We start from the raw sequence: 14,392 nt of genomic DNA on the forward strand, positions 1-14,392 counted from the left end.
TTTTTCGAAAAAAAAGAAAATAATGGAATCTCGACTTTTTGGTCGAGACTGGAAGTAGCTCTTTGAAAAAACATTGTAAATTTGCAGTACAGAAATTCACCTCATGCTCAAAACTGCTTTTAGCCGCTACATAAATAATTACAAAGGATTTTCAAGAGAGATTTGGATTTTGACCCTAATCACTTTTATCAATCGTGCCGGTACGATGGTTTTGCCGTTTTTATCAAAATACCTAAAAGAGGATTTGAATTTCACCTACGCACAAGTGGGCTGGATCATGGTTGCTTTTGGCTTCGGATCCATGTTGGGCTCTTGGCTTGGAGGTAAATTATCAGATAAAATAGGGTTTTATAAAATAATGGTTTTCAGCTTGTTAACCAGCGGATTATTATTGTTTGCAGTACAATATGTACGTACATTTTGGGGATTGTGTTTTGCCATGTTCTTCATTATGACCGTTGCTGATATGTTTCGCCCAGCCATGTTTGTCTCTTTGAGCACCTATGCAAAACCCGAAAATCGTACTAGAGCACTGACTTTAGTACGCTTAGCAGTAAACTTAGGATTCACTGCGGGACCCGCTTTAGGAGGTTTGATCATCATGAATTTAGGATATAGTGGACTATTTTGGATAGACGGAACTTCCTGCATCGTATCCATTTTAATTTTTAGCCTACTTGTAAAAGAACGCAAAGTCCCAGCTGATTTAAAGGTTGCTAATAGTGAAACCGAAATACCACCCTCGGTTTTTAAAGACAAAGTTTTCTGGGTTTTTCTATTTGTGTGCTTCATTACGGCCATGCTTTTTTTCCAACTTTTCACCACTTTACCCTTGTATCACAATGAGCAATTTGGACTTAGTGAATTTCAAAGCGGACTTTTATTATCTCTAAACGGTTTGCTGATTTTCTTTCTAGAAATGCCAATTGTCAGCATTAGCCAACGAAAAAACATTGATAAACTCAAGATAATCCTGTGGGGAACCTTTCTTATGTCCATTAGTTTCTATGTTTTAATGATCAATATCTGGGCTGGAATTTTGATAGTAAGCATCCTTTTTATCACTTTTGGAGAAATGTTCATCTTCCCGTTCTCTAATTCTTTTGCTTTAAGCAGAGCTCCAAAAGGTCACGAAGGACGCTATATGGCATTATTCACGATGAGTTTTAGTTTGGCACATATTGCGAGTTCAAAAACGGGACTTGAAATCATTGCACACTTCGGCTATCAGACGAATTGGTTTGTAATGGGAACCTTAGGAATCCTTTCACTATCCGGTTGTATCTGGTTGCAAAAACTAGTTCGACAGGAAAAAAATTAATCTTATAATTTTACTTTGGGCGTGACCCCATTGAGAAAAGGGGCTAAATAACAATGCTGTTCATTAGCCCCTTTCCGCAATGCTGTCGGGCTATACGCGCTACTTTGGTAGCTAGCTTCTATCCCTCACGCAGACAAATTTCCATAAGAACTGTCAGTTGTTCAAGTACCTTTTTAAAGCCTAAAAATTCGATCTTTTTATAAAAAATACCTTTAAAACTACAATAATAGTTAAATAACTATAAAAATAGTTTGCAAACTACAAATATAGTTGTAAGTTTGATTCAAATAAAAAAATCATGCACAAGTTAACAAACAAAGAAGAAGAAATCATGCACATTTTATGGAAGTTAGAAAAAGCTTTTGTAAAAGAAGTCATGGCTGAAATTACTGAAGACCAACCGCATTACAATACGCTTTCGACCATTGTGCGAAACCTGGAAGAGAAAGGATATGTTTCCCATAACGCCTTTGGAAATACCCATCAATACTACCCAATAGTGCGTATTGAAGAGTATAGAAAACGTTTTATGAATACTGCTATTGATAATTATTTCAATAGTTCCTATAAAAATATGGTATCCTTTTTTGCCAAAGAAGAAAAAATTTCAGCCAAAGAATTGCGAGAAATTTTAGCTATGATTGAAGAACCAAATACAGAAAAATAATTTGTCAAAGCGCTTTCTTTAAGAAAACTAAATTATGGAAACACTCTCTATTTATCTAATCAAATCCAGTGGATTACTTTTGCTTTTCTTTTCAGCCTATCATTTTATGTTGCGAAAAGAAACTTTTTTCACCAGCAATCGTTGGTTCCTTTTGGTTGGCTTAGTTAGCTCGGCATTTTTACCGCTATTGTTTTTCACTAAAATAATTTGGGTAGATCCAACGCCGAGCACGATAGACTGGTCCAATATTCCTATTACGAGGGCTACAGATAAAGATTATATAAAAGAATACTTGTACGTGGCTTTAATCGCAGCTTATTGTATCGGAATCCTAGGTCTATTAGCAAAATTTTGTTTTGAATTTTATAGTTTAAGCGGTGTTCTTAAAGGCAAAGTAGTCCATAAACAATCCGCTTTTAAATTTATTGACATCAAAGAAAACCTCGCGCCTTTTTCTTTCTTTAATACCATTGTGTACAATTCATCTTTATACAGCCCAGAGGAACTTCAAAGTATAATAGAACATGAAAAAGTCCACAGTGAACAACATCATACCATAGACGTATTGATTTCGCGCCTATTTTGCATATTGTTTTGGTTCAATCCCATCATTTGGCTCTACAAAAAAGCAATCCTACAAAATCTAGAATTTATTGCAGACAGCGAAGCTTCTAAAAAAACATCCGATAAAAAGGCCTACCAAATCACGCTTTTAAAAATAACAACACAAGAGAATTGTGTTGCCATCACCAATCATTTTTATCAATCATTAATCAAAAAACGAATCGTTATGTTAAACAAAAATCAATCAAACAAAAGGAATTCCTGGAAGTATGCTGCTGTGATACCAGGATTAATTGCCTTTGTGTTATTGTTTCAAATCGAAGTTGTAGCACAAGAAAAGATGACAGAGAAAATCATTAAACTCAGTTCAAATGAACCACCTAGCACAAATGATGTAGAGCAACAGGAAAACGACAGGACTAATAAAATTAAAACAATCATAGTAAATACTGACAATAATAAAGGGATTGACGCCAATACTGAAATTTTTATCGACGGCAAAAAAGTAAGTAAAGAAGAAATGGATCGCACTAATCCTGCTACTATTGCAACGATCAATGTATCTAAAAACGGTACTAAATCTACAATTCAAATTATTACAAAGGATAAAGAAACTAGCTCTTCAAGTATTTTTGAAAGTAACAAACCTGCAGAAGATTTGGATTTAGAAAAAACGGATCCTACCAATCTGAATGGATTGAAGGGGAACAGAGGCACTTATACCGTAAGAACGGTCTACACGACAACAGAAAAAAACTCAGCTCCTCAAAATCCCGAATACTATGTTAATGGAAAAAAAATAAGTCCGCTAGAAGCTGAAAGTTTAAGTCCAAATACGATAAGCACAGTTAATGTGCAAAAAAATGGTGTAGGTGGTAAAAATTCAATTCATATTGTAACCAAAAACTACGTAGACAACAGACAAACTATACCAGAGCCTCCAATACCTCCTACTCCACCTACTTTTAACTTCAAAACGCCAAAAGTACCTAATTTTCCAAAGGCTCCTAAAGCACCAAAAGGAGATCCCATAAATGGTGACAAAAAAGCGTGGGCAGACTTTAATAAAAAAATGGAAGAGTTCGAAAAGAAAATGAAAGCTATGGAACCTGAAATGACAGCTTTTGATAAAAAAATGTCCGAGTTTGATAAAAAGATGGAACCTTTCAATGCTAAAATGGAAGCTTTTGAAAAGGAGATGAAAATATACGAAAAGAAGATGGAAGACTACCAATCAAAATTAAATTCGAACTAAAATAGCAAAAAAGTCGGTCATTATCATGATCGACTTTTTTTATATCTTTGAAAAAAACATATGTATAAAATTTTAGCTCAAATCAATAAACTTATCTTACCTAGTTTCACTAAACAACGCCTCGATTTGGCTAAAGCCAAAAAATGGCAAATGGCAATCATTGGTTTCCGCTATTACGTAACTAAAAGAGCTTTGGGATAATTCAAATTACTTTATCTAAAGAATTCCATAGAATCAAAAAAAGCAATAACTCCCTATTCGATTAAGTACTTGATCTATTCAATTTGTATACTTTGATTGACTTTTCCGCAGTATTTGCATTTTATTGAGGCATTCTAAAGGAGCTCCGGCTTCAAAGCAAAATTTATTTTACAATTAATTAAAATTATTTATTTTGGAAATCACTGGATATCAAATATCTAATTCAAAGCCCTAATATTTTTTTATTTTTATTTTGATTTACACTTGCACAATACACATTTATCCCTATCTTTGCACCCGCAATCAGGTTATTAAAACCACTTGCAACTGGCCTTGTGGCGCAACTGAATAGCGCACTTGATTACGGCTCAAGAGGTTACTGGTTTGAATCCAGTCAAGGTCACAAAACCCCAACAGATGTTGGGGTTTTTTTATGTTTTACAGTCAAAATCCGCCTAAAATCAACTAATTAGAGCTAATATAGCAAAAATCTATCAAAATACCATATAGTTCTTAGTACACACTTTTACGCACACTTTTATACACACTAATTTACACACTAAAAAGCGTCCCTAAATCACCATTTTTACATTAGCTCCTACCCCCTTAAAAGTATGACTATCAATTGTAGCCAATGATAAACGGAACTACCCAAAAAACAAAAATACCCAATATACTATCTCTACGGTACAAAATTGAGTAAAAAAACAATTTCACTAGTACACCTACCTTGTGAATCTTAAAGATTCTACTTCTTTTTAGAAACAAACAAGTAAGCTAACGGGCATTACATTCTTATATAATAAAGTTGATTCAGTACTACTTAATACAAGATTTAATGCACAAAACAATCGAGATTCCGGGAAATTTACAAATTAATGCTATTTCTGTTTTATGGGATGAAATAATTTATACTTCAATAAAGCATATTGATTGGAACATTTTTAAATTTCATTGTATTCTTAATTGTGATTTGACGCAGTAATACTTCTACTGGAAAAAATGGTCATATTGACCACCTCTTTCCAGTTTCTATTGATCAATGCAAACTATTGATTAACACAACTACGACAAACCGCTTAATCAATTAAAAATAAATCTATTACACAGAACAATATCCTATTGGATATATTAGAATTCAATGTTCACTTTAAATTGGAATTGGGTGGTCAATACAACTGGAATTTGCAATCTGGGCTACCGGGGATTCCAGATTGATGCCTGATCATTTGAATCTGCCCACTCCTGATGCTATATTTTTCGATTTTTCTGATAGTCAATGGCATTTTACTCTGGAAGGAGCTGTCAAAATAGCCAATGCTTACCCCGATACACCACTATTGTTATGTCATTGGGGATCCGTAGATTCTCCTGATTTTGTTGAGTTTAATGGCAACCCTGAAGATTTGAAAGATTTGGTGAAAAATCCGGAACGTATCTACGTTTTAGCTCCAGGCGAACCCTTTATTTTAAAGAAATTAAGTAAGTAGTTCGTTAGAACAATCATAAATCAACAGTAATTTTAAAATTTCATCGATAATGAAAATAGTAAAATCAATAAAGTTTTTAATACTAATTGGCGCAATAGTAATCGCCTCATCTTGTAACAATTTAAAACAAAAGGAAATGACAACAGATCATAACACTTCGATTTTCCCCAAAGGGGAAAGTGTATCTAGCGAATGGTTCAGCGGTAATGCTTTCTTGACGCCCCTTTTGGCAAAAGATAAAAACAACGATTTTGCAATGGCAAACGTAACTTTTGAACCCAATGCTAGAACCCATTGGCATACGCATCCCAGAGGTCAGGTTTTATTAATAACCGAAGGCGAAGGTTGGTATCAAGAAAAAGGAAAACCTGCACAGCTCATCAAAAAAGGAGATGTCATCAACATTCCCGAAGATGTAGAACATTGGCATGGTGCTTCGGCAAATTCCAACATGGTGCATATCGCCATTACAAATTATCAGGGAGACGTAAATGTAATTTGGATGGCTCCTGTTACGGATGAAGAATACAAAGATGTAAATGAACAATAATGGAAAAAATAAATTTCCCAAAATGGGTATTGCTCTTCGTTTTACTTTTAAGTATCAATACGATGAATGCACAAAATAAAGAAAATTTAGTTTTGAATGCCCAGCAAGAAAGCATTGTGAAAATCTCAGCTTTAACCGCTGTTGGAAACTTGGAGGACTTGAAAATCCAGTTAAATAAAGGATTAGATGCTGGCTTAAGTATTAACGAGATCAACGAAACGTTGGTGCAGTTGTACGCCTACTGCGGTTTCCCAAGAAGTTTGAACGCCATAAACGCTTTCATGACGGTTGTAGAAGATAGAAAATCCAAGGGAATTAAAGACCTTAAAGGTAAAGAAGCAGGTCCGATTAAAAGTAATTTGGACAGATATGAGCGTGGCAGAAAAACCTTGGAAGAGTTAACCAAAGTGCCTCAAACAAAACCTGCACCAGGATTTGGAGAATTTGCACCACGTGCTGATGCTTTTTTGAAAGAACATTTGTTTGCAGACATTTTCGATAATGATGTGTTGAATTTCCAGCAACGGGAACTTGTGACGATTGCTGCATTGTCAGCGATGCAAGGTGTAGAATCTCAATTGAAATCTCACGTCGGTATGGGCAAAAATACTGGAATTACCGACGAACAATTGAAAGAAGTTGCCGATTTAATCGAGAAAAATATCGATAGAACGCAGGCAAATATTTTGAGAAACATGATTGCTGTTCCAACCGTTCCAGTCATCGAAAGAGATATGATTGTTCGGATGTCTGAAATTGATATTCTACCTGAATATTTAGATGAATACAAGAAGATATTAAAAGAAGAAGCTTCCGCATCTGTTCATGTTGAACCAGGTGTAATAGCCATTTTTCCGATGTATCAAATAAAGAATCCTACTCAAGTAAGGATTATTGAAATTTATGCTAATAATGCCGCTTATCAAGCGCATTTAAAAACGCCTCACTTTCTGTTTTACAAAACAGAAACGCTGAAAATGGTAAAAGATTTAAAATTGGTGGATATGGACAATATAGACCATGAAACGATGATAGAGATTTTTAAAAAATTGAAGTAAACATGAGTTTAAATGATAAACAGTTATAAGCAAGCCTAAAAGACGACAATGTAGAAACAAATTAAAAGTTCGGTAATAATTGATTAATTACCCACAATTTATTTTCGTGGACTAGATAACCTTATCGCAACCGCCTGAAGTAATAAAGTTGCGGTATGTTTGGGCTTTGACCCGTGTAAACTAATGTTCAATAATCCTTTGAATATACAATCATAGTTTTTAAAATCAAATTATTACGATTAAACTATACTTATTAAATGCATTAAAACTCAATGATCATCATAAATTGGATTAGATGGTCAATGATATTGGAATTTACAACTATAAAGCTAAAAAGCCTCAAATTCAGCAGAATTTGAGGCTTTTTATATTTTTATACCTATTATCTTTTGACAAAAGTATCAATAATTTTATCCGTTTCTGCTTTTGGTGTATCTGCTTTTAAATCGAATAAATACGAATATAATGGTTTTTTATTCACCCTGTTTTCTAAATTCAGATCCAGTTTACGATTAAAAACGGTTTGCCATTTATCACGTACGTTTTTCCACATTGCTGCATTTTCTTTCCAATATTTTTGACCAGCAAGACATTTTGAATCGGCTACCTTTTTGTAATAATCAGTTCCTTTTTCTTTTGCGATCGCTACGTCAGTACTATTTTCACTACGCAATAATTTTACGTTGTCTTGGTCGTGAATCCATCCGTCTTTGGTGATTTCATGTACATTTGTACGATTTAGAACATTATAATCTTTACGAATCGTTTGTTCTCGTCTTGGAAGTGGTGCGTCAGTATTGTCTTCCCAGTAATGTCGGCCGTCAACGTGTACCCAACTTGCACTTCCCTCATAACGCGGGCTGTCGTCTACTTGGAAAACACGTTGTGTCCATTGTCCTTTGACGTCATCTTTTGCAAGAGTTTGGTACTTCCATGATTTGTCTTTGTAAAATTGGTAGAAAGAGGTGTTTTCAAATTCCCAGTCTTGTCTCCAGTGTTTTACTAACATCGTGTCATTGACAATTAAAATATGTTGTAATACTAATTTGTTTGGCTGGTCTTCAACAAGTTCAATCCATTCTAATCCGCGGTCATATTTAGTTTCAGAAGGCACATAACTTTCGTCTTTACTGTACTGAAATGTTTCGGCAAAATTGAATTCTACTTCATAACAGCCACACATTGATTTGATGGCTTTTACATCTTCTTTCTTGTTAATTTGTGAATTTCCGGCAATACAAAAGCTAAATAAAATAGCTGTTGTGAATAATTTGTTCATGTTTAAAGGTTTAAAAATTTATTCCGCAAAAATACTAATTTTATTTAGATTAAATAAAAATAACCCATATATTTGCATAAAAAATTATAAAGAATAAATCTAAATAATGAATAATAGGCTTATAACATTATGGTTAACACTGGTTTCAATCAGCATATTTGCACAAGAGCAGCAAAAAGATTCGATAGTTAATCCGCTTACAGAAGTTATCGTAACTGGACAGTTTGAAGCACAATCACTAAAAAAGTCGGTTTACAACGTGCGTGTAATTACCAAAGAAGACATTAAAAAATTAGCAGCTAATAATTTAGGTGACGTACTCAATCAATATTTGAATATTTCTATAAAAACCAGTGGAAGTGATGGTCGTTCTACGGTTTCGATGTTTGGTTTAGATGCGCAATATTTTAAAATATTAGTGGATAATATTCCGTTGGTCAGCGATACCGGTTTGGGAAATAATATTGATTTGACGCAAGTAAATTTAGATGATATCGAGCAAATTGAGATTATAGAAGGTTCGATGGGAGTGACGCACGGAGCGAATGCGGTTTCGGGAATATTAAACATTATTACTAAAAAGCGTTCCCACTATAATTGGGAAATTGCAACAACACTTCAAGAAGAAACCGTTTCTGATGAATTTGCGTTATTCAATAAAGGACGACACATTCAATCGTTGAAGATTTCAAATAGTATTTCAAAGGAATTTTTTGCAACAGTAGGAATTAATCGCAACGATTTTGCTGGATTTTTTGATGACAGACAAGGAAGAGACTATGCTCAAAACGACGGTTTGCGCGGTTATTCTTGGTTACCCAAAGAGCAGCTGACTACCAATGCTTTTATTGGCTACAGCAAACCGAATTATAAAGTGTTTTACAAGTTTGATTATTTTGGTGAAAATGTCGATTTCTACAACCAAATTGTAGCGCCAAAAGATAATTATCCCTTTCCTAATACTAATTTTTCGCAAGACAGACGCTACATTTCTAGTCGGTTTTACCATCATTTGAACTCATATGGAACGATTTTTTCGACCATTAAGTACAATATTTCTCTTTCGCATCAAAAGCAAGAACGCGATATCGAAAAGTTTAATTATGGTTTAGAAACGCATCAAGAAACGCTGAATAAACTGGAAACTTTTCAATCCAAAGAAGTTCTTTATTCTACAGGAACTTTAAATAATTTTTTGAATACTAAAATGTTCAATCTTCAATTGGGTTATGAGTTAGTGAATGAAAACGGCTTCTATGACGCGACTGCAGGAACATTTAAAAACGACCAGCAACAGGCAAATGACATTCGTAAACGTTTTGAAAACTACGATTTGTTTGCTGTATCTGAACTAAATGTAACCGAACGCTTTTCAATTCGTCCTGGATTTAGATATTCTTTTCAATCCCAATTCGACAATCAATTCGCAGCTTCGGTAGGATTCAGATATAATTTTAATCAAGGCATTCAAGTAAGAGCATCAGTAGGTCGTTCGTATCGTACGCCAAACTTTGATGAATTGTACACGTATTTTGTGGACTCCAATCACAATTTACAAGGAAATCCTTATTTGACTCCTGAAACTAGTTGGTCCTATGAAGCGAGCGTAAAAAAAGTAAGTTATTTGACTTCTGGATTGCAACTTTCTCATAATTTATCAGTTGCTTTTATGAATGTGGACGACCGAATTAATTTAGTTTTAGAGCAAGTGACGCCTACTCAAAATTATAAGTACTTAAATATTGATACTTATAAAATGTGGAATATTTCGACTTCACATCAAGCGGCATACAAAAATTGGAATGCTAGTTTAGGAATGGCTTTGGTTGGTATTTCGCAAGAAATAGATTTAGCCGCTTTAAATGTTACGTCAGATGATAATTTTTTATACGCATTTCAACTGAACACTTCTGCATCTTACAAATTACCTAAATGGAATACTTTATTTTCGGTTTACTACAAATTCAACGGAAAAGACCGACAGTATATCTCTTCAAGCGATGCTGCAGGAAATGCCACATTTATTTTGTCAGAAGTAGCTTCGTATGGATGGATGGATGCTTCGATAAGACAATCTTTTTTCAAAGAGCAGTTTGAAGTAACCCTCGGAAGCCGCAATATTTTTGATGTAACCGAATTGCAAGCTTCGCAATCTGGAAGCACCGGAATACACGCTGCGAATTCAGGAATTTTATTAGGCTACGGCCGCTCGTATTTTCTTAAACTCACTTATAACCTTAATTTTAATTAATATTTACAATCATGAAAAAAAATCTAATTTTATTTCTTTCGGCAATTACGCTTGCATTTACTTCGTGTAGCGACGATGATAATTCTAAATCAGCAACAAGTTCAGTAGCTTTTTCAGTAGCTTCTGCTAATTTGACAGACGCAACTACACCTGTTCAAATCTTGTTTTCTGAACCAACAAGTAAGGCGGGAACGGTTACTTTATCTTACACCACTACAGCAGTAACTTACGGAACTGATTTTACTACCAATCCTGCTGCAGAGGCAAATACACTTGTAATTCCTTTTGATGCAAATGCATCTTCAGTTAGTTTTACCTTTACTAAATTGGCGGAAGCCGTAGAAGGCGAAGTTAAAAATGTAGTGTTTAAAATTACAGCAGTTTCAATCGATACAAGCATTACAGGAAATACAACTACGCAATTAAACTTTAACGAAACAGCTTCTTCTGGTCAAGCTTTAGCACCGGAAACCGGAGGTGCAAATCAAGAAAATCAGGTTTTTGTAGATTTGAGCAGCGGCATGATGACAACAGTTCCACGTGTTTCTTGGGATTTAGGATTTTACGCGGGTAGCGAATTTAGAGTCGCTTTAAACAGTTCTGTGAAAATGTCTGTAAAAGAATTGGAGACTACTAATATTGATGAGGTTCAAATAGAAGATACGTCGATGTTTATTATGACGGGGTCTGGTTCAGTAGACCAAATTGATGCACCAGAAGGGCTTATTACAGGAACAGCTATCAAAGCGATTTCGGATAATAACGACAACAATAAAGTATATTTATTGAACCTAGGAAGCAATCCAAGTCGTACTGCACCAGCTGTAGGAAGTGAAGGAAGTGGTTCTGGAACGCATAGAGGTTGGAAAAAAGTGCGAATTTTGAAAAGCGGAAACGATTATAAAATTCAATATGCTGATTTAGCTTCAACTACACACCAAGAAGTGACAATTACAAAAGATGCGGCTTACAATTTTACATTTTTTAGCTTCATAACTAATAATACAGTAAAAGTAGAGCCTCAAAAAAATCAGTGGGACATTAACTTTACGACATTCACAAATATTGTAAACATGGGAACTGTTGCTCCTTATCACTATGCAGATTTCGTCGTTACCAACTTAAAAGGAAGTGCAAAATCATACCAAGTATCGACTTCAGAATTTGCATTTGATAAATTTACAGCTGGAAATGTAGTGGCTTCAAAATTTACAGAAGACCAAAGAAACATTGGTTCAAACTGGAGAGGTACTTCAGTACCTGGAGCTGATGGAAACCCTACTTCTCAATTTGTATTAAGAACAGACCGTTTTTATGTAATTAAAGATGCGTCAGGAAATATTTATAAGTTGAAATTTACAGGAGGAAATAATGAAGCAGGAGAAAGAGGTTTTCCTAAATTCCAATATTTTTTAGTGAAGTAATTAAAGTAGATCTTACTTTATTTTATGCAGTTAAAAATCAATAACTTGCTAAGTGTACGTCCTTATAAAATGCGGAGATTAAGTCAAGAAAAAAATGTCTTAAATTTTGCTCTTATTTAGGTTGCAAATCTGAAATATATTTTATGATTTATAAATATAGAGTCTCTCTCCTAATTAAATAAACACCTCTTCCCTATCTAAATTTTTATGTAATTTTTTCTAAAAACATTTGCATAACTTTACTTAAAACTAGAAACAGATTTATAATTCCTATAAAGGTTCCACATAGCTAATTTCTTCAAATCTTGCATATAATGGTTTGTAAATTGTTCAGTAAGGATCACAAAATAAAAAGCTCAATTCAATACGAATTGAGCTTTTTTTATACCCGTCATTTACTAATTAACAAGATAATATTTATATATTTCCGTTGGTTTGGATATTTATTGAAGTTACCTTGACTGGACTAAAACCAGATAATAACGAAAACCTGTGGAGTAGTAAAAATTTATTTTTGCCAAGTCTAAGTTTACGGGTGAATTTGGTTCAAATCCCGTGATGTTTTTTTAATTAACTGACAGAATAATTATGATTCGAATGTTGGCTTTAAAAGATTACAATTTATATAATACATTCTTAATTCTATCTCCAATATTCATTTAGATGTCCAAAATGCAGTTACACGCAAAATTCACATATTAAGTTAAGAATAAGTAATAATGTTATTATTACCACTTATGATAATTACATATCTCTGAAAAGAAATAATCCAAATAATTCTTTAGGACTTAAGGAGTTCAAATCAAAAATTATAGGATGTGGACATACTTGACTGTAAGCTGTAAATTCGAAATCATTTATTCTAACCACAAAAAAGTTCCAAAATCAATAACTTTGAAGGTTTTTTAATAATTAGTGGCCGATAAGTAGTTCGAATTAGAGAATTTTAACATCCTTTTCCACTTAAAATTTTCAAATTTCCTATGAAATGGTTCGAGAATTGTCCCGTTAGTACTACACAAACAAACCCTTAAAAATCAATTGTTTAAGAGTTTATTATTGGGGTTAATCCCTCGCTTAATGAGAAACTGGAGTGAGAAATTTAAAATACACCACAATTATATCTCTGATAGTGTGAACAATGTAAATATAGGCCTCAGGTTTAGTAGCACTAGCCTTTTTTTGTTAACATTTTTATATCAAAAAAAAGTAGCGAAATCCGGCATAAAAAACTGAATTAAAAACAGTACCATAATAGAAATATTAAAAAAAATAACGGCGATTATCACCGTCAATAAAACATTTCACAAACAAAGTAGGACACAGCATCTTTTCATGATGAAGAATAGAATCATCTGACCCGTTCTGGATAATCTGTGATAATCCCATCAACTTTAAGATTGATCATCTCATCAATGTTAGCTTTTTCGTTTACCGTCCATGGGATTAACCTCATCTTCTTTTGTTTTATGGAATCTACAAACGCTTTATTTTTGACCAATTTAAAATTGGGGCTGTAAATCTCCGGTGTAAAATTCAGTTTAGCCATATTCTTAGAAATCCCTTCATCAGAAACCAAATACGCCAGTTCCACTTTTGGATAAATTCTGTTCATTTCATTTAGAATGTTTTCATCAAAGGACTGAATATTTATTTTATTCACAATTCCCTTTTCCTGAATAACATCCATCACCATTTTAATAAATTTTAAAGGCTTTGGTTGCGATTTGTCATACTCCGATACAATTGATTTTATTTCAATATTGTATTTTACTGGTGGAATATTCTGTGATTTTACATAAGTTTCAACACTATCAATCACTTCAGAAAGTAAGGGCTTATAACTTTTTATTTTTTCTTGTTCCGGAAAGTTTCTGTTTCCTTTAGACCCAATATCAAACATCCTGATCCTATCATAAGTCATTTCATAAAAATTGAAATTTTTCTCTTCTGCTTTAGAAATAGATTTTCCCGAAGGTGTTAGTACATATAATGAAGACATATAAGGCTCATGCGAAACGACTACTTTTTCATCTTTCGAAATCACTACATCCATTTCGATAACATCCACTCCTTTTGCTATCGCCTTTAAAAAAGCAGAAATACTATTTTCTGGGGAATGTCCGCGCTGACCACGATGGCCTTGAACTTCAATTTTAAAAGAATCTACTCTCTTTTCATTGACTGCTTTTTTGTCTTCAGTAATTGATTTGCAGGATGTGCCTGCAATAATCATACAGACTAAAAATAATTTATAAAATTTCATTTTTTTGATTTTATGGTTAATTTGTCAACCTGAACTTGATATAAAATTAAACAGGCTCAGGTTGAC

General features: G+C 33.7%; 11 protein-coding genes and 1 tRNA gene. 10 read left to right on the forward strand and 2 right to left on the reverse strand.

The window, feature by feature from the left end; all coding sequences use genetic code 11:
- Positions 1 to 103 precede the first annotated feature (103 nt).
- The 8 genes from E0F98_RS12780 (at position 104) to E0F98_RS16210 (ending at position 7,106) form a co-directional block, all read left to right on the forward strand.
- Positions 104 to 1,321: an MDR family MFS transporter gene (locus E0F98_RS12780; RefSeq protein ID WP_132112080.1), complete on the forward strand. Its 1,218-nt coding sequence runs from the start codon at positions 104 to 106 to the stop codon at positions 1,319 to 1,321.
- A 298-nt stretch (positions 1,322 to 1,619) separates the two neighbouring features.
- A complete protein-coding gene (locus E0F98_RS12785; RefSeq protein WP_132112082.1) occupies positions 1,620 to 1,988 on the forward strand; it encodes a BlaI/MecI/CopY family transcriptional regulator in 369 nt (122 codons plus the stop codon).
- A 34-nt stretch (positions 1,989 to 2,022) separates the two neighbouring features.
- On the forward strand, positions 2,023 to 3,807 hold the full coding sequence (locus E0F98_RS12790) for a M56 family metallopeptidase (RefSeq protein ID WP_132112084.1): 1,785 nt from the start codon (positions 2,023 to 2,025) through the stop codon (positions 3,805 to 3,807).
- Positions 3,808 to 3,867: 60 nt separating this feature from the next.
- A complete protein-coding gene (locus tag E0F98_RS12795) occupies positions 3,868 to 4,008 on the forward strand; it encodes an SsrA-binding protein (protein ID WP_132112086.1) in 141 nt (46 codons plus the stop codon).
- 329 nt (positions 4,009 to 4,337) lie between these two features.
- Positions 4,338 to 4,411: transfer RNA gene (locus tag E0F98_RS12800), tRNA-Arg, on the forward strand.
- Between the two features lie 826 nt (positions 4,412 to 5,237).
- The gene (locus E0F98_RS12805; protein ID WP_165929320.1) at positions 5,238 to 5,498 is read left to right on the forward strand and encodes a hypothetical protein; all 261 of its coding nucleotides are present in this window, start codon (positions 5,238 to 5,240) and stop codon (positions 5,496 to 5,498) included.
- 49 nt (positions 5,499 to 5,547) lie between these two features.
- Positions 5,548 to 6,048: a (R)-mandelonitrile lyase gene (locus tag E0F98_RS12810; RefSeq protein ID WP_243699241.1), complete on the forward strand. Its 501-nt coding sequence runs from the start codon at positions 5,548 to 5,550 to the stop codon at positions 6,046 to 6,048.
- Positions 6,048 to 7,106 (forward strand): carboxymuconolactone decarboxylase family protein, encoded by a 1,059-nt coding sequence (locus tag E0F98_RS16210; RefSeq protein ID WP_243699242.1) that lies wholly within the window; start codon positions 6,048 to 6,050, stop codon positions 7,104 to 7,106. Before E0F98_RS12810 ends, E0F98_RS16210 begins: the two co-directional genes overlap by 1 nt.
- A gap of 382 nt (positions 7,107 to 7,488) precedes the next feature.
- Here E0F98_RS16210 and E0F98_RS12825 read toward each other — a convergent pair whose 3' ends face one another.
- The gene (locus E0F98_RS12825) at positions 7,489 to 8,385 is read right to left on the reverse strand and encodes a DUF6607 family protein (protein ID WP_132112090.1); all 897 of its coding nucleotides are present in this window, start codon (positions 8,383 to 8,385) and stop codon (positions 7,489 to 7,491) included.
- A gap of 106 nt (positions 8,386 to 8,491) precedes the next feature.
- On the opposite strand from E0F98_RS12825, the gene E0F98_RS12830 reads away from it, so the two are divergent.
- Together E0F98_RS12830 and E0F98_RS12835 are read left to right on the forward strand one after the other, a co-directional pair.
- Complete coding sequence (locus E0F98_RS12830; protein WP_132112092.1) at positions 8,492 to 10,636, forward strand: TonB-dependent receptor plug domain-containing protein; 2,145 nt, start codon at positions 8,492 to 8,494, stop codon at positions 10,634 to 10,636.
- Between the two features lie 11 nt (positions 10,637 to 10,647).
- Positions 10,648 to 12,060, forward strand: coding sequence for an HmuY family protein (locus tag E0F98_RS12835; RefSeq protein ID WP_132112094.1), 1,413 nt, complete (start codon positions 10,648 to 10,650; stop codon positions 12,058 to 12,060).
- Between the two features lie 1,351 nt (positions 12,061 to 13,411).
- Here E0F98_RS12835 and E0F98_RS12840 read toward each other — a convergent pair.
- Positions 13,412 to 14,326, reverse strand: a complete 915-nt coding sequence (locus E0F98_RS12840; protein ID WP_132112096.1) for a glycerophosphodiester phosphodiesterase family protein — start codon at positions 14,324 to 14,326, stop codon at positions 13,412 to 13,414.
- Positions 14,327 to 14,392 lie beyond the last annotated feature (66 nt).

Origin of the sequence: Flavobacterium hiemivividum (genome assembly GCF_004349145.1) — a bacterium.
GTDB classification, from domain to species: Bacteria; Bacteroidota; Bacteroidia; order Flavobacteriales; family Flavobacteriaceae; genus Flavobacterium; species Flavobacterium hiemivividum.